Here is a 23,786-nt window from a genome sequence, read left to right on the forward strand (position 1 = left end):
TGCGACGGTTGTGCAATTCTACTCGGCGCGCGTTTTCTATCGAAGCGCATGGCATGCCCTGCGCACGGGGGGCGCCAATATGAATGTGCTGGTCTGCCTCGGGACCAGCATAGCTTACGGGTTCAGCCTTGCTGTGACGCTGTTCGGGCTCGACCTGCCAGTCTATTTCGAGGCTAGTGCCTTCGTCATTCTTCTTGTCTCATTGGGGCGGTTGATGGAGGAAAGGGCGCGTCATCGTGCTGCGTCCGGTCTGGAAGCCCTTCTCAACCTCAAACCGGAAATCGCTAACCGGATCGAGGGCGAATCAGTCGTCTCCCGCCCAGTATCGGCCCTGCGCATCGATGACCTGTTCCTGGTACGTCCCGGCGATGCGATCCCGGTTGACGGTGTGGTGGAGGAGGGCGAGAGCGAGATCAACGAGTCTATGCTCACGGGCGAGGCAAGCCCTGTCCTGCGCAAGGCGGGTGACAGGATTTTCGCAGGAACATTGAACACGACGGGAGCGCTGCGCGCGCGCGCCGTTTCCCTTGGGAGCGATACGGCGCTCGCACGCATCGTGGCCCTTGTTTCGCGCGCCCAGGGCTCCAAAGCCCCGATACAACGTCTGGCCGATCAGGTTTCGGCCATTTTCGTGCCTTGCATAGTCCTGATTGCAGTTGCAACATTTCTGATCGGCTGGGCCATCAAAGGCGATGCGAGCTGGGCTCTGGTATCGGCCATATCGGTCCTGGTCATTGCCTGCCCGTGCTCTCTTGGCCTTGCGACCCCGACAGCGCTAATGGTGGGTACCGGCAAAGCGGCCTCTGCCGGTATTCTCTTTCGCAATGCCGAGGCACTCGAACGACTGCACCGCCTTACTGCCCTTGCACTCGACAAGACGGGCACGATCACGCTGGGCCAACCTCGTGTCGTGAGTGTCACGCCTCATGCAGAGCTTGATCGGCGTGCCTTGCTGGCGCTGGCTGCAAGTCTGGAAATGAATTCCGAGCATCCTCTGGCCAAGGCGATTGTGGGCAAGGCCCACGAAGAAGAGGTCTCGCTCGAGGCGCAATTCGAGGGCTTTCGCGCCTTGCCCGGCAAAGGGATCGAGGCGCGATCCGGTGATCTCCTCTACAGGCTTGGAACGCGCGACTACCTCACAGAAAATGGCATAGCATGCGCGCCGCTTAGCGATGCAGAAGAGGGGGCGACAGAGATCTGGGTTGCCCGGCAGGGGCAGTGTCTCGGTATCATCACGCTGGCAGATGCCTTACGTCCTGAAGCTCCCGCAGTGGTGCGAACGCTCGAGGCACTTGGTATCAGCACGACCATGCTCACGGGTGATACTGCGCAAAGCGCGGCTCCCGTCGCCCGGCATGCCGGAATTACGAGGGTTCAGGCGGCTTTACGGCCCGAAGGAAAGGTGGCGGCCATCGAGGCATTGCGTGGATCGGGATTCGTTGTGGGAATGGCGGGTGATGGGATCAATGATGCCCCGGCGCTTGCCGCAGCCGATATCAGTATCGCCATCGGCTCAGGTTCCGCCGCGGCATTGGAAACGGCTGATCTCGTCCTTATGAGTTCGGATTTGCGGGCCATTCTGGACGCTCTGTCTCTCTCAAAAGCCACTGTCTCAAAGATCCGCCAGAACCTCGTCTTTGCCTTCGGATATAATCTGGCGGCGATACCGCTTGCCTCCTGCGGTCTGCTAAACCCTGCTCTGGCCGGTGGCGCCATGGCGCTCAGCTCTGTCTCTGTCGTGTCGAACTCCCTTCTGCTCAACCGATGGCGCTCCGAGCGCGCGATCGGTTAGACCCAGCAGGAAACGCAACTGGATAAGGCCTGCCTCCTTCTGCGGGCTCTTACCCGGAGAGGATGTTGGATCTCCTTACAAATATGCGTTTGTGACGAGCTTTAGGGCGGGACTTTCGGCCAGATCCTCATATCCGCCCGTAAGCCGTGCTTCGAGCGCGTAACCGCCAGCGCCGGTCATCAGCAAGATCGCCCTCCTTCTGGCGGGTGAACTGTCAAACACGCGGTCGCGCAGTCAGCGTGACAGATCAGATATCTGAAAAGCCATGCAAGTGTACGATAATTCTGTTTATCGGCTTGCGTGGGAATGAAAATTCTTAGGGCGGAACGGGCTTGTCGCACGGCGTTGTTAATGAATGTTGCAGAACAACAACATATTACCCAGAATGTGACTCGATCCAACCAAACTGTAATCGAACCTGCTTGCGTGTGAAGTCGCGTTTCTGCAACGAGACAGTATCGTAACAGTCCATTCCTCTCTCACACGGGCGATCCATTTCATGAAGTGCCACTCGATCCTCGCAAGGATTCTCGGTGCAACCGTGCTCACCTCCTCGTGGTACGGCGTACCAGCCGCCATGGCGGCAACCCAGGCGCACAAGCACAGCAATCATCGCACAGCGGCGTCCAAGGCTGCCCCGGTGCGTAGTCAGGTCGTCACCAGCGATGGCAGCCGGGCTGCCATTCCGACAGCCGCTCCCGCTGCCAAGCCTGCGGCGCGCGCACGTGTTCTGACCAGCGGCGTGAGCGAGGGAGGAAGCGAGAGCATCGTCGTCACGGGGTCGATGCTGCGCAGCTCGAACAACCAGAACGCGAACCCGGTCCAGATCGTCACGGCCAAGCAGATCCAGCAGACCGCCGCAACCACGCTGGGCGATTACCTGCAGCGTCTGCCGTCCATCGGCAACTCGGGCGCTTCCAATAGCCAGACCAATGGCTTCGGCGGCGTTTCCTGCACGGATATTCGCAATCTCAGCTCGAAGCGCGTCCTTGTCCTGATCGATGGCAAGCGCGTGGCGCAGGACCCTGGCGCCGCCTGCGTCGATCTGAACACGATCCCCATCGAGCAGATTGCGAGCGTCGAAATCCTCAAGGACGGTGGCTCCGAGCTTTACGGTGCCGATGCTGTCTCCGGTGTGGTCAACATCAAGCTGCGTCATGACCTGACCACGGGGGGCATGACCATCCGTGGCGGTATCACTGATCAGGGTGACTCTCGCACGGGTCTGATCTCTGGCTTCAAGGGCTGGAATTTCGACCATGACAAGGGCAACATCACCCTGGCCGGGCAGTACCTGACACAGGGCCCCGTGATGCAGCGTGACCGCGACTGGTCGCGTCTGGTTCAGGCCTCAAACGACCCCGGCGTGCCGCCCATCTACGGCTCAGGCTATACCGCGAATACGCGCGTCCTCAGCGGTCCGGGCGCCGGACTGATCTCGAATGGCGATGGCAGCACGTTCTCGCGCTATACGGCAGCAAATCGCTATAATTACGGCAATAACCAGAGCCTCACGAATTACGTGCAGAACTCCGTGCTGTCCGGAGATGCCCATTACAAGTTCAATGAGCATTTCAACCTCTACGCCAATGTGCGCTACGCCCACAAGACGGCGGCAGCCTCGCTGGCACCCTCGCCGGTGGCCGGCTCGATCTACCCCTCGCAGCTCTCAAATCCTCTCACTTTGCCGGCTAATGCGCCTTACAATCCGTTCGGCGTCGATACTGTCGTCCAGAAGCGCTACACGGATCTTGGTGATCGGCGTCAGGAATACGCGACGGATAACCTGCAGATCACAGGCGGCATGAATGGGCTGATCACCCATAACTGGTATTATGACGCGTCGATGGGTTATGGCGTGAGCCAGGCACGCTACGATACCAACAATATGGGTAATTATCGCCATATCCTTCAGGAATATGGTATTCGCCAGCTCGACCCGACCGATGCGTCCAGCGCCGTCACCTATGACCCGACTGTCTGCCAGGCTGCTGCGGGATGCTCGTTGCAGAACCCGTTTGCGCCCATGTCGCAGCAGGGCGCTTCATACGCCAAGTTCAACCAGCACGATCATTCGCAATACATGATCCGTGACTTCAATCTGCGTGTGAACAACGACAAGGTTGTGCGCATGCCTTACGAGCATGGTGGTGATCTGGGTTTGGCCTTCGGCCTTGAGCATCGCAGCGAGCAGCTCAGCTATGCGCCCGATCCGCTTGCCGTGAATGGTGACACGACCGGCAACACCCAGTCCTATACGGGCGGCGGGTTCAATGCGACCGAGGTATATGGCGAGGCCAAGCTGCCGCTGCTGCGTGACGCTTTCCTGGCGAAGGACCTGACCGTCGATGCACAAGGTCGCTGGTCGCATTACAATACCTTCGGCAACACGCAGAACTGGAAAGTGGGCATCAACTGGGCGCCCATCCGCGACATTCGCTTCCGTGCGACGCTTGGTACATCCTATCGTCAGCCCAATGTGTATGAACTCTATCAGGGGCAGTCGCTTGGCTATGCCGCAGCGAATGATCCGTGCTCCGGCGCCAGCAATCCGACCGTCATTGCCAACTGCATGAAGCAGGGCATCAATCCTGCAACATTCGAAGTGGCCAATTCCGGTCAGGTTCCGGCCATCAGCGGCGGTAACGGCAATCTGCGTCCCGAAACGGGTCGCACCTATACGGTCGGTACGGTCATCACCCCGCGCTGGATTCCGAACCTTTCGGCATCTGTCGAGTACTGGCACTACACGATCAAGAACGCCATCAGCTCGGTTTCGGCGCAGTATGTGCTTGACTCTTGCTATACGGGTTCAGCGCCGCAATACTGCTCGGACATCACACGCTCGTCGAACCAGCAGATCAACTATGTCAGCACGCTTTTTGACAATCTTGGCGGGCTAAAGACATCGGGCATCGATTTCGATCTGGATTATCGTATCCGCATCAATCGCGAGAACTCGATCACGCTGAGCAACAACCTGCAGCAGATTGTTTCCTATCTGCAGCAGAACGAGCCGGGCGGAAGCTGGTACAACTATGCTGGTCGCCTGTTCTTCCAGGGCTCTTCGTCAGTCGGTATGCCTAATGGTATTCCCCGCGTGTCGAATTATACCACCGCGACGTGGCAGCATAATGCCTTCGCCTTCACCTATATGCTGCACTATACGGGCGGTATGGTGTGGAACGACATGTCGGAGGATCTGACGCGCCAGACGGCAGGACAATGGCGCACGCCGGGCATCTTCACCCACGATGTGACGGTCAACTATCGCTGGAACAAGTGGAACCTAGAGGCTGGTGTTAACAACATTCTCGACAAGAAGCCGCCCTTCGTCTTTGACACCGCCACCAACACGGCAAACGCCATTTATACGAGTGCCATTATCGGTCGCTACGTATTCATGCAGGTCAACCGGTCGTTCTGATCACGCCTGATCCGGCCTGTTTTAGAGAGCCGCCTCCCTTACGGGGGGCGGCTCTTCTGCTTTAATGCGTGATTAATTTCAGGGCGACTGTTCCACCGGCATCCGTGAAACGCAGCGCGCACTCCTCGAAGCTTGGAGGGCCGTAGCTCAGCTTGGGATCGCGTGAGAAGCCAATTGGCTCCTTGGGGATTCCGATGAAGGTTCGATTGAGTTTCGCGTCGCCATTGCGGTCCTGGTAAGCCTGGATTGCGTAAGTGCCAGCAGGAACGTCGGAAAATACCACGGTGATCCGGGGAGTTGTTGAAGCGGTCTCAGCGTGGAAAGCGCAGCTGGGCTTGAGGAACTCGTCTTCCGTACACAGCGCCACCCGGATCGTGCCGGTGTTGTCCGGGATATTGCTGATCTCGGCAGAGACAGTAGCCGCATGTGCTGGAGCCAGCCATGCCGCTCCGAACAGCATAGTCGCTAGGGCACCGAGCCCGACAGAGTGGCGCCGCTGGCGCGCAAAATCAGGTATCATAGATACGACCTTTCCAGGAGACGGGGCGCCCGAGCAAATGGCGTAGACGAGCGTGAAACTGGATCCAGAGAAGCAGAAAGACGCCGATGGGGCTCAGGAGGGCGGTTCGCAAGCCCTGGTGGCAGCGCAGGGCAACAATCAGCCGAAATGCAAGGCTGGCCATGCGTGCCATCCAGACCAGGGCGGTACCGCGACACAGGAAGGGAAGGATATGAGCGCCAGCGAGCAGTACGGTCCAGATAGGGAGTGCCACCGGTCCCGCCATGCCCTCGACGGCGTTTTTCATCAGACCGGCATAGACTTCCGACCCGCTGCGATACATGCGGCACTGTGCAAGGTCGGTCGCATCGATGAGACGGGTGCGGTATCCGTGGCGTCTCAGATGGCGGGCAAGGGCAAGGCCGTCATGCAGGCGGCCCCTTATCGCTCCATGTCCCCCTGATTCACGATAGGCCTGCGCACGCACCATTACGAGCTGCCCGCAGGCAGCGGCGAGCCCCGCTGAGCGCCCGTTATCCAGAGCCAAAGGAAGATAACCAAAGAGAAGAACATTGATCAGTGGTAGAAGGAGCCACTCGAGCCAGGTGGCGGTGATCTGACGGGGGACGCCGCTGAGGAGGGCGGGGGCATTCGGACTGTCTCCCAGCGCGACCAGGCGATTCACGGCGTCGGTCGTCAGACGCACGTCGGCATCGATGAAGAGCAGCCAGGGTTGGGTTGCAGCGCGCGCAAGCTGCGCGCAGGCGTGATTCTTGCCACACCACCCTTCAAGAAGCTGTGTTCCGCGCAAGATCCGAATTCTGTTATCACCGAGACTGAGCGCGCGGTCTGCAGTGTCATCATCCGAGTTGTCGTCGAGAACAAGGATCTCTTTGACAAGTGTGCCATTGGCCAGGACGCTTTCGAGGGCTGGAATGATCTGGGTCGCTTCATTCCGCGCCGGTATAAGGACCGACACCCCATCCTGTGATTTGATGGCGGCGGCAGGTGCACGCGCCAACACCCTCAGATTGGTCAGGCACAACAGCAGGGGAAGGAAGGCCAATCCACAGAGGAGGTACTCGCGCTCCTTCTTTCGGCCCAGATCATCGTGCGACATGGCGCTTCTCGAACTTCCGTCCGCTCAAGCCAGCGGTGATGCGCTGCAGAAAGGCATAGACACCGCCCATTCCCTCCCGCCCGCCCAGGAAAGGCGTGAAGCTGGCGTGATCCTGGAGGCTTACCTTTTCAGCGAGGCGATCGCAGAGCTCCTCGAGCGCCGCCTCCAGCCGGGGGGTCATGGTCGCAGCGCGCTCCCCACTACAGGTCAAGGGCGAACCGAACATAACCGCGATGTCCGGTCGGCTTTCGGTACCGAAGCTGTAATCGAGGGCTAAGGGCACGATGGGCGTGCCGGGCATACGAGCCGCCAGATGGGCAAGGCCGGGGCGCAATTGAAGCGGCCGCATGCGGGCATCAGTGAACGCGCCTTGTGCGGTGATCCAGAAGACCCCCCCTAGGCGCAGAATATCCGATGCATCACGGAGAAAGCGCCGTATCGATGAGACAGAGTTCTGATCAAGGGAAAGAAACCCGGCTCGGCGGAGAAGCGGGTAACGGGCCAGAGCCTGAGCGTCGATAGGGCCGAATCCGGGTCGGTCAGCGAAAAATCGGTCCTGCAAGACGGCAAAGACCGCAGGGTCCCACCAGGAAGGGTGGTTGCTGTAAAGGATTATGCCTTGTCCCGGTTTGAGTGCGGGTGGTTCCCCGGCATAGCGCAAAGAGGCAAAATTCCGGGTGACACGTCGGCGCAGAGCCTTGGTGATCCAATGCGCCAGAAACGGTGATCTGCCGAAGGCGCGGGATAGATCAGAGGACATGGGCGGCAGTTGCAGCCTGAACCCTCGGGATGCCGTGAGCCGTGGCCGCCACCGCTGCACGGACATCCTGATCCAGACAATCACCCGCTATCCAGCCGGACATGAGCGCCATGGGCATGCCAGGACCCGGATGGGCACTGCCGCCCGCCATATACAGCCCCGCGAGATCACCCGAACGATTGGCGGGTTTGAAGCCTCCGGCAAGCTTACCGTGACTTGCTAGACCGTAGATCGCGCCAGCCTGAGGCGCGTACCGCGTATGGATGTCCAGCGGCGTGAGATGGTGCTCTGCGACAATACGGGATTCGATGTCGGGCATCTTCCCGGCGGTCTTCAGCTTGTTCAGTATCGTCTGACGGTAGCCGGGGAACATTTCAGCCCAGTTTTGTCCCGGTCGGATATAGGGTGTGTGGACGAGCACGTAGAGTGCCTCCCCACCCGCCGGAGCGGTCTCTGGCTCCGTGCGCGCGGGGGCGGCGAGGTAGCAGGTCGGGTCGGGTGCGGGACGCCCCTGATGATAGATGGCGTCAAATTCCTCCTCCGCATTGCGGGAAAAGACAAAGTTGTGGTGCGCGAGATGCTCATAGCCCCGATCAAGCCCGAGATAGAGCACGACGCCGGAGCAGGCGGGCTTGCGGGATTTCCATTGTCGGCGAAATCTGCGGAAAGCGCGAGGCGCGACAGCGCGATCAATCAGTTCGCGCATGGTCCGCACGCTATCCATATTGGACACAATGGCCGAGGCCTCAAGGGTTTCGCCCGAGGCCAACTGCACACCATGGACCGATTTGGCGTCATGCAGGATGCGCGTGACCCGCGCGCCCGTGCGGAATACGACCCCCTTCTCCTCCGCCAGCTTCCGTAACGCGACCGGCACAGCGCGTGTGCCCCCGATCGGGTACCAGATTCCTTCATCGACCTGCATATGGGCGATGCCGGTCAGAACCGCCGGGGCCTCGAGGGGGTTTGAACCGACATACTGCGTAAAATGGTCGAAAACCTGCACGGCCTGGGGATTGCGAATACGTTTGCGTATCTCCCTTCCCAAGGTGGAATGCATTCGCAAAGCCAGCACGTCACGCATGGTTTCGGGCGAGAGGGCCGCACCGATATCCAGCGTATCACGCAGACCGCCCACCGATTTCCAGAACACGAACCGGCGCGAAACCTCGTGCAGTTTCTCGCTCATGGCCATGAGGTCTTCATAGCCCCTACCGTCGCCAGGCGCGCGACGCTCCAGCTCGGCGGCCATGGTTGCCACGTCCTCAACGAGATCGAGCGCGCGACCGTCATCGAAAAAGCAGCGCCATTGTGGGTCCAGACGCCGCAAGTCGAGCCGATCTTCAAGTCTCGAGCCGCTTTCGCCCATGATCCGGCGCAGGACGGAGGGCAATGTCAGAATGGTCGGCCCCATATCGAAACGGAACCCCTCTTGAGCCCATTCCGCAGCCTTGCCGCCAGTCCATTCATTGGCTTCACACACGACCACGCGGTGGCCACGAGCACTGAGCGTGCAGGCTGCCGCAAGCCCACCCAGGCCCGCGCCGATAATGACAATCGGTGCGTTTTCATTCTTCGGTTTCATCGTTCTTGTCCCAGGATCGCCGGTCAGAGGCGTGAGCATTCAGGCATGAGCTGCAGTCCCGGCGTCGGAAGATCCGTAACGGGGGAAGGCGCGCGTGCGAGGTCCTTGATCATGAGATCAGCACTGATACGCGCGCCCTCGAAGATGACGGGCAGTCCGCTTCCGGGATGCGTTCCGCCGCCCGCGAGATACACGCCCTCGACATCCTCGAACCGGTTATGCGGGCGCCGATGCAGCATCTGCCCGAGCGAATGAGCGAGATTGAACACAGCGCCGCGATGAACGTCATGGTTTTCCTGCCAGTCATGCGGGGTGATGACTTTCTCGACCATGATACGGTCCTTGATCTCACCGAAGCCCGCATCACGCAGACGATTGAACACAATCTGCCGCGCCTGCTTCGTCGCCGCCTCATCCCAATCAAAGCCGCCCTCGCGCAGGTTCCCGACAGGCATGAGCACGTAAAGGGCGGTACACCCCTCCGGGGCCTGGCCGCTATCGGTCACGCACGCATTCTGCACGTAGAGAGAGGCGCGCTCCGAGAGTTGCTTGCCTTCCTCAATCTCAGCGAAATTGTTTTCGTAGTCGCTGGACAGGAAAATCGTGTGGTGGGCGTGCTCGGGCATCGTACCGCGCAGGCCGAGATACATCATGAAAGTCGAGCAGGAGTATTTTTTACTGGCGAGCGTCGCGTTGCTCCATTTCCGCCGTTTCTCGTTGGGAAGGAGCTTCTGGATGGTCCGTGCGAAGTCCCCATTGACCACCACCGCATCCACGGGGTGGCTGCCGCTCGCCGTTTCCACCGCTACAGCCCTACCGTCACGCGTCACGATCTCATCTACGCCAGCGCTGAGACGAATGGTAACCCCCATGGCGCGCGCAGCGGTGGCCATGGCCTCCATCACGGCCTCGGTTCCTCCAACAGGATGGAAGATACCGAATTCATGCTCCATGAAGCTCAGGATCGTGAAAAGGGAAGGGCAGCGATAAGGCGACATGCCCAGATACTTGCTCTGGAAAGAGAAGGCGAGGCGTGTTCTCGGGTCCTTGAAATAGCGGGAAAGGTCTTTGTCGATCGAGGAGAGAGGAGAGAGAACCGGCAAGGCGCGCATCATGTCCGGGCGCAACAGGTCGCGCCATGAATTGAACGGGCGTTGCAACGGGGCAATGAAGCGTTCGAACTTTCCTTTGTTGTGTTGCAGGAACCGTCGAACATGCCGCGCGTCATCGGGAGAGATCTTCGCGATCTCCGCTTCCAGCTGGGCTGGGACCGTAGTCAGGGAAAGTGACGGACCGCCCTCAAAAACCAGATCGTAGAGGTGATCGAGGCGTTTGAGCTGTACCATCTTGTCCAGATCAAACCCGCAACGTGTGAAGATCTGACGAATAATCTCAGGATACAGGAAAAAGGTTGGGCCTGTGTCGAACCTGAACCCGTCCATCTCGATGCAGGAAGATCGCCCTCCGATGCGGTTGCCTTTCTCGTAGACCGTGACATGCGCGCCGGCATGGGCGAGAAGCATCGCAGAAGCCAGCCCGCCCGGACCTGCGCCTACCACGGCGATCTGCTTCGAAGCGAGAGTAGGGTCGGTGAGCAGAGACGCCGTACCGGATAGAGGAGCCATTTGGCATTGATCCTTGCGACGCACAGACGGCCCGGAATATTGGCCTGAGGTTGAGGCAACCGGACGCTCGATCGTTTCCAAATCATTCCGACATCAGAATATTGATGGGACGATCACGTATCCTGTTTCCTGCCGTTAACGGACCGTGATCCATCTGGTTTCACGTTAACGCGAGTTAAAACGCGCATGGAGAACACGGATGCGCGCTGTAAGATGGAGCGCGTTCCACCGCCGAGTGGAAACGGATACAGGGCGGGTCATGGCAAGCAGACCCTCTCGCCCGCGGGTTACACCATGTCCGCTGCATTTGCTGCCACCAAAGCTCAATCGTGGATCGGCGCTCGGCACGATCAGGTCATTGACTGTGATGGTGCCAGCCCCGATCTGCCGAGCAAACCGCCAGGCGTCTCGGTGACTGCCGAATATGCTGGCACCGAGCACATGGCGCGCCCCCCGCTCGAGGGTGAGCGCCTCGGCCATGTCCCGCACGGTGATGAGTGCCAACCAAGGGGCGAAGACGTCCTGATCGGCCAGGGACGCCTGCTCCGATGTCAGGGACAGGATCGTAGCCCCTCCTTCATGCAAGACTGGCACGCCCATCTCCAGCGCGCGACCAACCAGCGCGTCGAGTGCCCCGCTCGACGAGGAGCGGATCGGTGCCGTGTCAAGCAAGTGGCGCAGCAGGGCTAACAATACCGGTTTATGGGTCGCGTCGATAAAGACGCGCCTGGGAGCAATGCAGGTGGCCCCCTGTTTGAGCGTGAGACCGAAATGCAATGCCCGCGCGACCAGCGCCAGATCGGCGCATGGCAGGACAAAAACCGGATCGGCACCGGAAAGCTCCATGATCGTTGGCGTGGCTGTCTCTGCCGCAGCGCGCGCGACTTCGCGACCGGTGGCTTCTGAACCGGTAAGGATAATCAGATCATAGCCCGCTGCACTGGCGGATGGGCCGTCCTCTTCGGGGATGAGTTTGAGCACGCCATGAGGAAGCCCGGCCTCCTCGAGGAGGAGCACAAATCGTGCCAGGAGCGCCGTGCGCCCGGGAGCGGGCTTCAATGCCACCGCATTACCCGCAGCCAAAGCCTGAACCACCTGGATGCCAGGGAGCATCAGGGGGTAATTACCCGGAGCGATAATCAGAACGGCGCCCAGGGGACGCCGCCTGACGCGCGTGTCCAGACCGCTCAGCCAGAACGGCCTGCCGAAGGGAGAAAGGCTTCTTTCCTTGAGCAGCCCCACTGCCTCTCTCTCGAGAAAACGGATGGCTGCGATGAGAGGGAGGATCTCCGCCGTCATCACATCCGCCGGGGCATGATCGGGGATGAGGCGGAGCAGTTCGGGAATGACTTTCCAGAGGTGCCGACGAAATCTACGAAGAACCTTGAGGCGCGCTTTTATGGGTACTGCGCCCCATGGCTTCTGACGCCGTTGCAGGGCCTCTCGCAGCGCGAGAGCCGACGCGTTCGTTTCGCGCAATTGTGCGGCAAGGGCGAGTGCTTCGGGCGCAGAGAGCGGCGTGTAAGGCATTGTCCATCCTTGAAAGGCAAGGGCGAAACCCGGGGCAATAGTTTCGGTTCCATGGAGATCGACCAGACGAGGACTTTTCTGCATCCAGAGATGTGATGCCAATCACGGCAATGTAACCCGATGAGTATAGAATAATGAAAATATCATGATGTATGGTCCGCGCAGAAACGACTTGAGATTCTGCGTGCGTCTACCAAAGGAAGATTGCCCACATGCTAGGAGTGTACTGACAATGCTTCCGTTATATGCCCGTCAAATTTCGTCGACTACCACGTCTGGGTGTGGAAGATGCTGAACAAGACCAGAAGGGCAATCCTGGCGATTGATGAAGGGACATCCGGAACGCGTTCGGCTCTCGTTGGAGCAGATGGGCTTGTGACAGCGTTATTCTACGAGCCGCTTTCCGTCGAAACCCCCTCCCACGGCATTGTCGAGCAGGACGCAAATCTCGTCCTGCGCAAGACCCTGGCCGTTTGTCACCGGACAATCGCCGAGGCACAGGAGAACGGGATCGAGATCATCAGTCTTGCTCTTGCGAACCAACGGGCCACCGGGGTGCTTTGGAGTACCAGGACTGGTGAGGCGCTCGTTCCCTCTCTCGTTTGGCAGGATACGCGCTATGCCGAGCGTCTGGCGACGCTCGAGCATCTCTGGGACCGGGAGCTTTTCGAGACCGTGGGGCGTCCGGTAGCCGGCTATGCCCTCTATTACTGGGCGGCGCAGCATATACGCGAGACCCCTGCCGTGATCGAGGCGTATCGGGAGGGTAGCCTGGCTTTCGGAACCGTTGACTCATGGCTGCTCTGGCATCTCTCGGAAGAGAGAATTCTGGCAACCACCGCCACGAATGCAGCCGCAGGGGGTGCGTTCGACTTGCGGCGGAACAGCTATTTCATGAAATGGATCGTCGCTCAGGGATTCCCCCCGGAACTTCTTCCACGCGTCATGCAGGAGAGCGACGATTTCGGTCATACGAGCGCAAGGACGCTTGGGATACGCGTGCCTATCAAGGCGTGCTGCGGAGATCAGCATGGTGGAATGATCGGGCTGGGGTGTCTCGATGCCGGACAAGCCATGTGCCTTCACGGCACGGGGTCATTTGTCGATCTCGTGACAGGGGAGCGTTTGCCGGAAAACACGGGGCGCCATGAGAGCACATTCAGCCTCATCGCCTGGCGTCAGCGCCATCGCTCGACCTATGCCGTTGAGACCTTTGCGGCCACGACGGGCTCTGCCCTGAGCTGGAGTTGCGAGCAGATGGGCTGGTTCCGCAACGCACGTGAGGTGGGAGATCTGGCCTCGACAATCGAGGACTCGCAGGGGCTCCTCTTCATGCCCTCGCTGACCGGCATCAGGGTGCCACAACCCTGTACGGAAGCCAGAGGGAGTGTTTCCGGGCTGTCCATGGCCCATGACCGACGCCACATGGCTCGAGCAATTCTGGAGGGTATCGCGCATGAGGCGGTCTCCTGCGCCGATGCAAGCGCCTCGGTAGCGGAGGTGCCCGTTCGTGAACTGATTGTCGGAGGAGGACTGTCAAGCTGCGCGCCCTTACTGCAGCTTCAGGCAGATCTGGGCGGCATTCCGGTACGTCACCGCCCGAGCTCGGCGCGTGCGACATTGCGCGGCGCGGCGTTTCTCGCGGGGAGCGACGGTACTCTCTGGGGCAGTCTCGGCGAGGCGCGTGATACCTTGCCCGAAGGCAAGTTGTATCTGCCCAAGCTGAGCGCGGATGCACGAATGCAAAAGCGCGCCCATTGGCACGCTGTTGCTGCGGCAGAAACTGAGCGTGTCGCTTCGGGCTATTACCGGGCTGCACGGGGGTGATGGCCTCGTGAGCGATGCGGCGTATCATCTGCGAGTACAGGGCGCGCTTACTGGCTGAAGTGCCTTCCAAGCCTTTGTCCGCAAACAGGCGCTCTGCTGCACCAGATACAGACCTCCACGCCTCGAGATTACTCGGGGATAACAACGTTTCAGCTCAAGATACGCGTCTGAGCCCCCTCTGCCTTCGGTGGCATTGTGAGCCCCACACTATATCGTCTTTGTCACGTGAAGGGGCGCTAGGCCATGGAGGGCGCATTTCTGCACCCGGTGTTGGCGTGCCTAACTGATTTTCTATACCGGATGCGATGCATGGAGGCGCGGCGTTTGGTAGAGCGCAATGCTCAGTAGCGGTAGGTCGCTGGTGAGGTGATCCACGCCCGCCGTGGAGGCGGCCCCAGCACATGCATCAGAGGCCAGGCTGCTTCCTCCTCAAGAAGGGCTCCGCCACGCTATCTCTCGGCGCGGCTCCGGAAAGGCCCCACTATTCTTTATAAAAACGCCGGATTCATGTCGCACGACCGTTGAGAGTGGCGCCCCCGTGATCAGGTCATCGGGGGCGCCGTCTCGTTACATCGCAGCTTCAAAAACGCCAATGACCTGGGCGAGGGTCGCCTTGCGAGGGTTGGTCAGCATGCAGGCATCCTTCTGCGCATTTTCCGCCATGAGTTTGTGGTCCTCTGCCTTGACCCCGAGCTGCGTCAGCCCTGCAGGAATGCCGACCGAGCGCGCCATGAGGACGATGGCATCGATCGCGGCTTCTGCTGCCTCGTCGCGGCTCATGAGCTCTGTGGGCACCCCAAGCAGTCGCGCGACGCGGGCGTAGCGGTCCGCCGCTGCGATCAGATTGAACCGGCAGACATGGGGCAAAAGTACGGCATTACACACACCATGGGGGAGGTTATAGAACCCGCCGAGTTGATGCGCCATGGCATGCACATAGCCGAGCGAGGCGTTATTGAACGCCATGCCAGCGAGATACTGCGCGTAGCACATGGCAACACGTGCCTCCATGTTCTCCCCATGTCCGACAGCCTTGGGGAGAAACTCAGCGATAAGGGTGATCGCCTTCTCGGCGCAAGCGTCCGTGATGGGGGTTGCAGCCGTCGAGACATAGGCTTCTATCGCGTGGGTGAGGGCATCCATTCCGGTCGCCGCCGTGAGGGCCGGAGGCATGGCAACCATGAGGCTCGGATCATCAATGGCGATGAGCGGGGTGCAGCGCCAGTCTACGATCGCCATTTTGACATGGGTTTTCGAGTTGGTGATGATACAGAACCGGGTCATTTCGGACGCGGTTCCTGCTGTCGTATTGATTGCGATCAACGGTGTCATAGGAACCCGGGATTTGTCGACACCTTCGTAATCCCGGATATTGCCCCCACCGGCCGTGACGAGACCGATACCTTTGGCACAATCATGGGCTGAACCACCACCGAGCGAGACGATAAAGTCGCAGCCGTTATCCTGATAGATCTTGACCTCGTCATGGACATTCACGTCCGTAGGGTTCGGTTCGGCCCCATCGAAGATTACCGTCTGAAGTCCATCTTCCAGCAGATAGCCGGAAATGATGTCCGCCACCCCCATTTTCTTCAGCCCGGCATCCGTGACGATGAGGGCTTTTCTGGCCCCAAGCGCCTTCGCGCGATCGCCAGCCTGCCGGGCGCAGCCAGGCCCGATGAGGGTGACGCAGGGTATGAAAAAGCTGTCGGTATGATCAGCGAGAGCCGTGTGTGCCATGATGTCGTTTCTTCCCAATGGAGCAGCAGGTTTCCCGTCCTAAAGCCGACAGGACGGCACCGACGAGTATGCAGCATAAACGTGGGAAAAGTGGAAAGGACAGAATCTCGAATGATCAATAAAACTCGATCGGAAGGTCAATCTGTATTTGTCACAGATCAAATATAATTCTCAATATGAATGAAAAAACAGACAACGCAGGTATTGTTTATTCTTTGGCCTGGCCCGACCGTGCTGAAGGCCAGACCATCGTGACCGCGTTCTCGGAGAGCGGCGCAGGGTGAAAACGCACGAGATGCCAAGCCCACCTGAGGCGGCTTTGGATATTCAACCGGTGGCTCCGGCGCCCTATGCTTCTTGTCGCACCGGGGCGGGAGTCAGGAGGGGACTGCCGACGTATTTCGGGTCGCTTCTCCCCGCGTCTTCAAATCAGGCACACCGAGGGCGGCGAAGAGGGAGATGTTCCGGTGCCCAATGAGGCCCGGCGGGGCTCGTGGCTAGGCATCCCGGGCCGCTCTTGCCCTGAGGTCTGACCCCACTGGAGCTTTGCTTGCTTGCTCGAATACGCCCGTGAGCAGTCCAGGGCCGTGGTGTAGCTCGGCTCAATCCGAGGACTGTTGACGGCCCAAGGAGTGACCGGGGGGGGCGCAAAGGGTCAGCAAATCCGGCTTGTGCGGCCAGGAACTCGTCATAGATGCGCGTTAGGGCCGAGCTGTCCCGGCAGGGCTAAACCATGGGATACCGGGCTGCTGTTTTCATAGGCCTCGCCAAATGGCTTGAGACTCGTGTCCGTATTCGGATCATGACCCTCACTGTCGCCGGTCGAGATATCGATAGTCCCAACGTAAGGAAGCATCAGATGTGCAGAAGGGTCGCGCTCGGGCGCAGTCCTCTCCGAAGGGAGGGGCGCCGGCGTCCAGCCAGACCGCCCATGGACGTCGATCGTCTCAGTTGGCACGTAGCTGTATGGCGAAGAGGCCGTTGATCCGGACGCGGGCTTGATCTGTGCCGTGCGTGGGGCGGCGAACGCCCCAGGCAGCGCGTTGGGTAGTATGAGAATCAGGCTGAAGCAAATGCCTGCATGACATGCCAAGACGTTATGCCCCTTCATGATACTCATATGCGCTGCGAGGCTCCCTCATTGTTTAGGCGCTGATGATCCAACGATGCGATAGCGGATAGCAAAAGGAAGAGTAAACGCTCTGGCGGAGCTGGGGCCGTAAACACCGGCAGGGAGGCGAGAGAGCAGCAGTCAAGGGCGACCGGAGGAAGCTCGTGCCTCCTCTCATGTCTTTCTGTGAGAATCCAGGCAGGAAAGCTTTTCGAAGCGTCCCCTGCCTATTCTGATCAAAGTGCGGTGAGCAGGGCCCGAGTCAGCTCAGCCGTGCCTGTTTCGCCCCCTAGGTCACGGGTGCGTACGCCATCCACGCGGATCACACGGTCGATCGCATTATCCACACGTGTTGACAGATCCTGACGTCCAACATGGGCCAGCATCATGCTCGCGGCCATCAGCATGGCCAGCGGGTTGGCAACCCCCTTGCCTGCGATATCCGGAGCCGAGCCATGCACGGCTTCGAAAATCGCGGCATCGGGACCGATATTGGCACCGGGGGCCATGCCGAGCCCACCGACAAGTCCGGCCGTGAGATCGGACAGGATGTCGCCGAACAGGTTGGTGGTGACGATCACATCATACTGCCAGGGATCGGTCACGAGCTGCATGGCGCAGGCATCGACAATGCGCTCGTCACAGGCAACGCGACCTTCGTATTCCTTCGCGACTTTGCGTCCTTCCTCAAGGAAGATGCCACTGAAGATCTTCAGGATGTTGGCCTTGTGAACCAGCGTGACCTTTTTGCGGCCATTGGCAACGGCGTACTCAAAGGCAAAGCGCACGATACGTGCGCATTCGCTGCGCGAGTTGAACCCGGCACCATAGGCCAGGCCCTTCGGATCATCGCCGACGGGCAGGTAATGCTCCATCGCGGCATACAGGCCCTCGATGTTCTCGCGCACCACCACCAGATCGACCTTGTCGAAGCGGCCACCCGGCACCACGGTGCGCGTGGGGCGCAGATTGGCATAGAGACCGAATTCCTGGCGCATCGTTACATTGACGGATTTGAACCCTGCACCCACGGGTGTGGTGAGCGGGCCCTTGAGGGCCAGGCCGGTCTTGCGAATGCTGTCGAGTGTGGGCTGCGGGAGGGGCGCCCCGAATTTCTCGATCGCGCCCAAGCCGCCCGACTGGTGGTCCCATGCGAAGGGCGCACCGACTTTAGCCAGAATCTCGACAACCGATGCCGTGATCTCGGGGCCGATACCGTCGCCTTCGATAAGGGTCGCGGGGATCATGTGATCAGCCATTGGTCATTCCTTTGTCAGTTCGTGAACGGGTGTCAGTGCGCAATCGGGGCACAGGCTTGTGCAAGCCAGCTCCGGTCCTTGTCGTCCAGAAGCGGCCCGATGCGCGTGAACGTATCCTGATGATAGGCATTGAGCCAGCGCAGCTCGTCGGGTTCCAGTAACGATGCCATGATCAGCGTGCGGTCGAATGGCGCGTAGCCGAGGACCTCGAACTCCAGAAACGGCGTGCGTGATTCAATGGTGGCCGGTTTGACCAAAAGCAGGTTTTCCAGCCTGATCCCATAGGCCCCGGGCAGGTAGTACCCGGGCTCGTCCGACAGGATCATTCCTGCCTCGAGTGCGATGGGCCGCGCGACGGAACTGATGTTCTGCGGTCCCTCATGCACCGACAGATAGCTGCCAATGCCATGACCCGTGCCATGGTCGTAATCGAGCCCGGCCTGCCACAGGGCGTAGCGCGCCAGGGAGTCGAGACGATGACCGGTCGTCCCTTCAGGGAAACGCGCCCTTGCAAGCGCTATATTGCCCTTGAGAACACGCGTAAACGCCTCGCAGAGTTCGTCAGGCGGTGCGTCCGGTCCGTTCCAGAGGGTGCGGGTGACGTCGGTCGTCCCGGCGTCATATTGCCCACCACTATCGATCAGATAGACCTGATTGGGCTCGAGGACGCGATCAGCGTCGGGCAGGGCACGATAATGGGGAAGGGCGGCGTTGGGCCCGACAGCGGAGATCGCCGGGAAGCTCTCGCCATGATAACCGGGCGCCGCCCCGCGATATCCGTCGAGGATCTCGGCGAGCTCGGTCTCGCGCAGCCCCGTGCCATTTTCGGACACAAAACGCAGGAACCGGCAAAGAGACGCTGAGTCGGTCAGATGGACCTTGCGCGCGCCCTCCTGCTCGACGGGGTTCTTGCAGGCGCGGGGCAGGGCGCAGAGATCGCCCCCCCGTACGAGCGTTGCGCCCGCATCGGAAAGTCTCTGGATGAACCAGAGCCCTGTTTGGGCCGGGTCGAAACGCACTACCTGTCCGGAAAGGGCAGCCAGACGATCCGGCAATTCATGGGGCGGAAGGACCGAGACGTTGCGAAACGAAATGGCCGCGTCAGGGCTGACCCGCGTGATGTCAATGAAGACTTCCAGCGAGGCATCATGATGCAGGATGCCGAAAGCCAGAATGACCGGTGTGTGCGGGACATCGTCGCCGCGGATATTGAGCAGCCAGGCCAGAGAAGTCGGATCGCAGACGAGCATCGCCTCCTGACCTGCCTTGCGCAGGGCGCCGCCTATCTTGCGTCGCTTCGACAGACTGCCTTCGCCACTGAAGGCCTCGTCCTGGTAGCGCATCTCCGTCTCGGGTGGCGCGGGCTGGTCGACCCAGACAGCATCGATCGGATTGTGCTCGAGGGGTACAAACTCATAGGCCGTTGAGGTCAAGGCGTTGAGCTGCGCTTCACCGACGAGTCTGGGGTCGTAGCCGATCCTCAGACCCTGTGCATTTTCCGTCAGCCAGGTTGCGGGAGGCTCCTTGATGAGGTGCAGCAGGGACCATTGCGCGGAATCGACCTGATCGCGCAGCTGGCTGGTATAGCGGCCATCTGAGAACACGGCGGCCTTGTCACGAAGCAGGATCGCCATGCCTGCGCTGCCGGTAAAACCGGTAAGCCAGGCCAGGCGCTCGGCATATGGGGCAACATATTCGCCCAGAAACTCGTCACCACGCGGCAGGAGGAACCCATCCACTTGGCTGGAATCAAGCTCCTGTCGCACAAGGGCCTGACGTTTGGCGAGGGGGATGATGCTCATCGCTTGATCTTTCTCAGTGCGTCCCGCTTGTCACGGGGTGTCGAAAAGCCGGTACATGAAGATGAGGTCGAGCCAGCGTCCGAATTTCCGGCCCATCTGTGGCAGAGGCGTGCTTTCGCCAAAACCCGCCGCCCGGTGCAGGGCAATGGAGGCAGCGTTACTGGCCGTGATGGCTCCGACCAGGACATGCATCCCTGCCTTCTCGGCATGGGAGACCATCGCATCGAGCAGGAGCCTCCCAATGCCGCGACGCTGGGCATCGGGTGAGACGTAGATCGAATGCTCAACGGTTTTCGCATAGCCCTCATAGGCACGGAAAGGACCGTAAGAGGCAAAGCCGAGGACGGTCTCACCATCGACCGCAACAGTCACCGGAAATCCGGCAGCCCGACGTTCGCTCATCCATTGGCGACGCTCATCCAGCGTCCTCGGTGAGGTCGCCCAGATGGCCTCAGAGGTCGCAATCGCCTCATTGGTGATCCGCAGGATGGCAGGCAGATCGGCCTCGGTGGCGGCACGCAGCTCAATCACGGCGGCGCAAGACGAGCGTGGACCACTCGCCCTCATAATACTGCTTTTCGAGCACAAGGCCCTGCCGCCTGTGAGCGGCCATGACCATGCGTGCCTGTGTCGTGAGCAATCCGGCCAGAATGACCGTGCCACCGGGCGCCAGATGGGTGCCCAGCGATTTCGCCATCTTGCAGAGCGGGCGTGCCAGGATATTGGCAAAGACAAGGTCATAGGGCGCCTTCGCACGCACCTCGGGTGTCAGCCAGCCATTGCCAAGGCGGGCATCGATCAGTGGGCCGATCCCATTGAGCCTTGCATTGCTCGCGGCGACCCGAACCGACCAGGGCTCGATATCCACAGCCAGAATAGGCTTGTGAAAGAGCATGGCGGCCGCCATGGCCAGGATCCCGGAACCACACCCCATATCGAGAATACGCGCAGGCTTGCGCCACGCCATGTCTTCGAGCGCGCGAAGGCAGCCTCGTGTGGAACCATGCTCTCCCGACCCGAAGGCGATCCCGGCATCGAGCGTGATCGTCAGGCGATCGCGCTTGTGGCTGGGGGCAAGATGCGTGCCACGAATGGCAAAGCGACGCCCCACATCCTGCTGGGGAAAGGCCTCGTAGGTTCGAGCCAGCCAGCCTTCGGCTTCCGTACGCTCGCGAATGAGCTCGGCATCGACGCCTGTCATCAGGCGGGCAAGGGTCAGGGCGCGGGCGAGTTCGTCCTCGGCGTGACCGACATCCTTGACGCCTTCAACGCGCCAGATGTTCTGATCCTCATTGGCCTCGAAAATGCCGACAGTCGTACAGACGGTCAGGAAGGCCTGCTCGAAAAGCGGCACCGCCTCATCCGCAACGGTGACGGAAATGGTTTCGAGCGCCGAGGCATGTCGTCTGGATGCACTCACGAGACCTGTTCCACAAAATGCGCCATGATGCGTTTTTCGCCTGCTTTTTCAAAGTTGATGTGCAGCCTGTCGGATTCGACGGCCAGCACGGTGCCATAGCCGAATTTCTGATGAAAAACGCGGGTTCCCGGACCAATTCCGTGTGAGGCATCGGGCAGAACATCGGTGACACGCGGCGTTGGTCGCGTATAGCCTCCCGAATAGCCGGGGCGAGGTCCCGCCATGCTGCCAGCGCGCGTGCTCGAAACGGGGCCGGTGGCGAAGAGTGAGGCATTCTGCGCGGCGAGCTGCCGACGTTCCTGCATCGCCTGGCCGCTATGCTCCACGGTTTCGGCAGGGATTTCATCAATGAAGCGGCTGGGCATGGAGTCCTGCCAGTTCGCATAGATGCGACGGCGCGCCGCATGAAGAATCACAGCGCGTTTGCGCGCGCGGGTAATACCGACATAGGCAAGGCGGCGCTCTTCCTCGAGGCTTTTGAGCCCCCCCTCATCGAGGCTGCGCTGCGAAGGGAAGACGCCCTCCTCCCAGCCGGGCAGGAACACCGTATCGAATTCCAGGCCTTTGGCACCATGAAGGGTCATGAGGCTGACCGTGTCGGCGCTGGCCTGATCCTCGGATTCTGTCACCAGAGCGACGTGCTCCAGAAAGCCTTCGAGCGTGCCGAAATCGCCAATGGCGCGAAGCAGTTCCTTGATATTGTCCAGGCGTCCCGGCGCCTCGGGCGTCTTGTCGTCACGCCACATCTGCAGATAGCCGCTTTCTTCGAGCAATTGCTCGGTCGCGACCACATGACCTTCGCTTTCGCGCGTCGTACGCGCTCGCTCGAAAGCCTCCATCAATCCGGCCAGAGCCTCGCGGCCCTTGCCTTTGACCTGTCCCGTTTCCAGCGCGTGGGACACGCCAGCGCTCAAAGGCGCGTTGATGAGGCGCGCCTCATGATGCAGTTTCTGCAGCCCGGCCGCCCCGACGCCGCGTTTGGGCACATTGATGATCCGCTCGAAAGCGAGGTCGTCTGCGGGCTGCGCCAGAACCCGCATATAGGCCATGGCATCCCGTATCTCGGCGCGTTCGTAAAAGCGCAATCCACCGACCACGCGATAGGGCAGGCCGAGCGTCAGGAAACGTTCTTCAAACGGGCGGGTCTGAAACCCGGCGCGCATCAGGATCGCAATCTGGGACAAGGGGTGACCGTCGCTGCGCAGTCTTTCGATTGCCCCTGCGGTCAGTCGGGCCTCCTCGTCTGAATCCCAGACACTGATGATCTGGACTTTCTCACCCTGGGCATCGTCACGACCCGGACGCAATGTCTTGCCCAGCCGGCCGGAATTATGAGCGATCAGCCCTGAAGCTGCAGCGAGGATCTGAGCTGTCGAACGGTAATTACGCTCCAGTCGCACGACCTTTGCACCCGGGAAGTCCTTCTCGAAGCGCAGGATGTTCTCGATCTCGGCGCCGCGCCAGGAATAGATCGACTGGTCGTCATCACCCACGCAGGCGATATTCGACGGGCCATGATCGCGCTTGGCGAGAAGGCGGAGCCAGAGATACTGGATGGTGTTCGTGTCCTGATACTCATCGACCAGGATATAGCGAAAGAGCCGGTGATACTGGGCCAGTACGTCGGGCTGGGTCCGGAGGATCTCGAGCGTGTGCAGCATCAGATCACCAAAGTCACAGGCATTCACGGCCTTGAGCCGGTCCTGATAGGCGGCATACAGCTTGCGCGCCTGACCACCGGCGAAATCCGTGTCCTCGGCTGCCGTCACCTGCTCCGGGGTAAGGCCTCTGTCCTTCCAGCGCTGGAAAATGCCGAGCAGGGCCTGAGGGGGCCAGCGCTTGGTGTCAAGGCGATAGGGCTCCATGATCTGCCGTGTCAGCCTGATCTGGTCATCGGTATCGAGAATGGTGAATCCCGTGGTCAACCCCACATACTCAGCGTGACGACGCAGCATGCGCGCGCACAAAGCATGGAAGGTGCCGAGCCAAAGTCCTTCTGCCGTCTCACCAAGCAGGGCACCCACACGCTCGCGCATCTCACGCGCCGCCTTGTTGGTAAAGGTCACGGCCAGGATCTGATAGGGCCGGGCGCGCCCTTCAAGCAGGATATGAGCAAAGCGTGTGGTCAGCACACGGGTCTTGCCCGTGCCGGCGCCGGCCAGGATCAGAAGCGGCCCTTCAGTGGTCTCGATGGCTTCACGCTGCTCCGGGTTCAGCCGGTCGAGATACTCGGGGGAGGAGGGTGAGATCAGGGATTGCGTCACCAGCCCGATATAGAATGTAATGGCC

The 23,786-nt window shown here is 60.4% G+C and carries 15 protein-coding genes; 3 read left to right on the forward strand and 12 right to left on the reverse strand.

The window, feature by feature from the left end; translation table 11 throughout:
• A partial coding sequence (locus tag C0V97_RS07960; RefSeq protein ID WP_148114929.1) for a copper-translocating P-type ATPase occupies positions 1–1,792 on the forward strand: 1,792 nt, incomplete at its 5' end.
• Positions 1,793–2,291: 499 nt separating this feature from the next.
• On the forward strand, positions 2,292–5,219 hold the full coding sequence (locus tag C0V97_RS07965; protein WP_127102093.1) for a TonB-dependent receptor domain-containing protein: 2,928 nt from the start codon (positions 2,292–2,294) through the stop codon (positions 5,217–5,219).
• Positions 5,220–5,280: 61 nt separating this feature from the next.
• Here the strand turns inward: C0V97_RS07965 and C0V97_RS07970 are convergent, their stop codons facing one another.
• The 6 genes from C0V97_RS07970 to C0V97_RS07995 form a co-directional block, all read right to left on the reverse strand.
• Positions 5,281–5,739 carry a DUF2141 domain-containing protein gene (locus C0V97_RS07970; protein ID WP_127102094.1) on the reverse strand — a complete coding sequence of 153 codons (459 nt, stop codon included), beginning with the start codon at positions 5,737–5,739 and terminating at the stop codon, positions 5,281–5,283.
• Positions 5,729–6,838 carry a glycosyltransferase family 2 protein gene (locus C0V97_RS07975; RefSeq protein WP_127102095.1) on the reverse strand — a complete coding sequence of 370 codons (1,110 nt, stop codon included), beginning with the start codon at positions 6,836–6,838 and terminating at the stop codon, positions 5,729–5,731. The genes C0V97_RS07970 and C0V97_RS07975 overlap by 11 nt, the downstream gene beginning before the upstream one ends.
• The gene (locus tag C0V97_RS07980; protein WP_158625376.1) at positions 6,825–7,598 is read right to left on the reverse strand and encodes a lysophospholipid acyltransferase family protein; all 774 of its coding nucleotides are present in this window, start codon (positions 7,596–7,598) and stop codon (positions 6,825–6,827) included. The genes C0V97_RS07975 and C0V97_RS07980 overlap by 14 nt, the downstream gene beginning before the upstream one ends.
• Positions 7,588–9,183 (reverse strand): NAD(P)/FAD-dependent oxidoreductase, encoded by a 1,596-nt coding sequence (locus C0V97_RS07985; RefSeq protein ID WP_127102097.1) that lies wholly within the window; start codon positions 9,181–9,183, stop codon positions 7,588–7,590. Before C0V97_RS07985 ends, C0V97_RS07980 begins: the two co-directional genes overlap by 11 nt.
• A gap of 23 nt (positions 9,184–9,206) precedes the next feature.
• A complete protein-coding gene (locus tag C0V97_RS07990) occupies positions 9,207–10,808 on the reverse strand; it encodes an NAD(P)/FAD-dependent oxidoreductase (protein WP_127102098.1) in 1,602 nt (533 codons plus the stop codon).
• 165 nt (positions 10,809–10,973) lie between these two features.
• Positions 10,974–12,338, reverse strand: a complete 1,365-nt coding sequence (locus C0V97_RS07995) for an aldehyde dehydrogenase (RefSeq protein WP_127102099.1) — start codon at positions 12,336–12,338, stop codon at positions 10,974–10,976.
• A gap of 288 nt (positions 12,339–12,626) precedes the next feature.
• Between C0V97_RS07995 and C0V97_RS08000 the strand changes: the two genes are divergently transcribed.
• Positions 12,627–14,165 carry an FGGY family carbohydrate kinase gene (locus tag C0V97_RS08000; RefSeq protein WP_127102100.1) on the forward strand — a complete coding sequence of 513 codons (1,539 nt, stop codon included), beginning with the start codon at positions 12,627–12,629 and terminating at the stop codon, positions 14,163–14,165.
• 567 nt (positions 14,166–14,732) lie between these two features.
• Here the strand turns inward: C0V97_RS08000 and C0V97_RS08005 are convergent.
• The 6 genes from C0V97_RS08005 to C0V97_RS08030 all read right to left on the reverse strand — a co-directional run bounded on the left by C0V97_RS08005 (position 14,733) and on the right by C0V97_RS08030 (position 23,761).
• On the reverse strand, positions 14,733–15,905 hold the full coding sequence (locus tag C0V97_RS08005; RefSeq protein WP_127102101.1) for an iron-containing alcohol dehydrogenase: 1,173 nt from the start codon (positions 15,903–15,905) through the stop codon (positions 14,733–14,735).
• A 1,347-nt stretch (positions 15,906–17,252) separates the two neighbouring features.
• Positions 17,253–18,275: an isocitrate/isopropylmalate dehydrogenase family protein gene (locus tag C0V97_RS08010; RefSeq protein WP_127102102.1), complete on the reverse strand. Its 1,023-nt coding sequence runs from the start codon at positions 18,273–18,275 to the stop codon at positions 17,253–17,255.
• A 32-nt stretch (positions 18,276–18,307) separates the two neighbouring features.
• Positions 18,308–20,077 (reverse strand): aminopeptidase P family protein, encoded by a 1,770-nt coding sequence (locus tag C0V97_RS08015; protein WP_127102103.1) that lies wholly within the window; start codon positions 20,075–20,077, stop codon positions 18,308–18,310.
• 30 nt (positions 20,078–20,107) lie between these two features.
• Positions 20,108–20,608, reverse strand: a complete 501-nt coding sequence (locus C0V97_RS08020) for an N-acetyltransferase family protein (RefSeq protein ID WP_336985055.1) — start codon at positions 20,606–20,608, stop codon at positions 20,108–20,110.
• The gene (locus C0V97_RS08025; RefSeq protein ID WP_127102105.1) at positions 20,601–21,497 is read right to left on the reverse strand and encodes a 50S ribosomal protein L11 methyltransferase; all 897 of its coding nucleotides are present in this window, start codon (positions 21,495–21,497) and stop codon (positions 20,601–20,603) included. Before C0V97_RS08025 ends, C0V97_RS08020 begins: the two co-directional genes overlap by 8 nt.
• Positions 21,494–23,761 carry an ATP-dependent helicase gene (locus tag C0V97_RS08030; protein ID WP_127102106.1) on the reverse strand — a complete coding sequence of 756 codons (2,268 nt, stop codon included), beginning with the start codon at positions 23,759–23,761 and terminating at the stop codon, positions 21,494–21,496. The genes C0V97_RS08025 and C0V97_RS08030 overlap by 4 nt, the downstream gene beginning before the upstream one ends.
• Between the last annotated feature and the right edge of the window lie 25 nt (positions 23,762–23,786).

Origin of the sequence: Asaia sp. W19 (assembly GCF_003994335.1) — a bacterium.
In the GTDB taxonomy this organism is placed as follows: Bacteria; Pseudomonadota; Alphaproteobacteria; order Acetobacterales; family Acetobacteraceae; genus Asaia.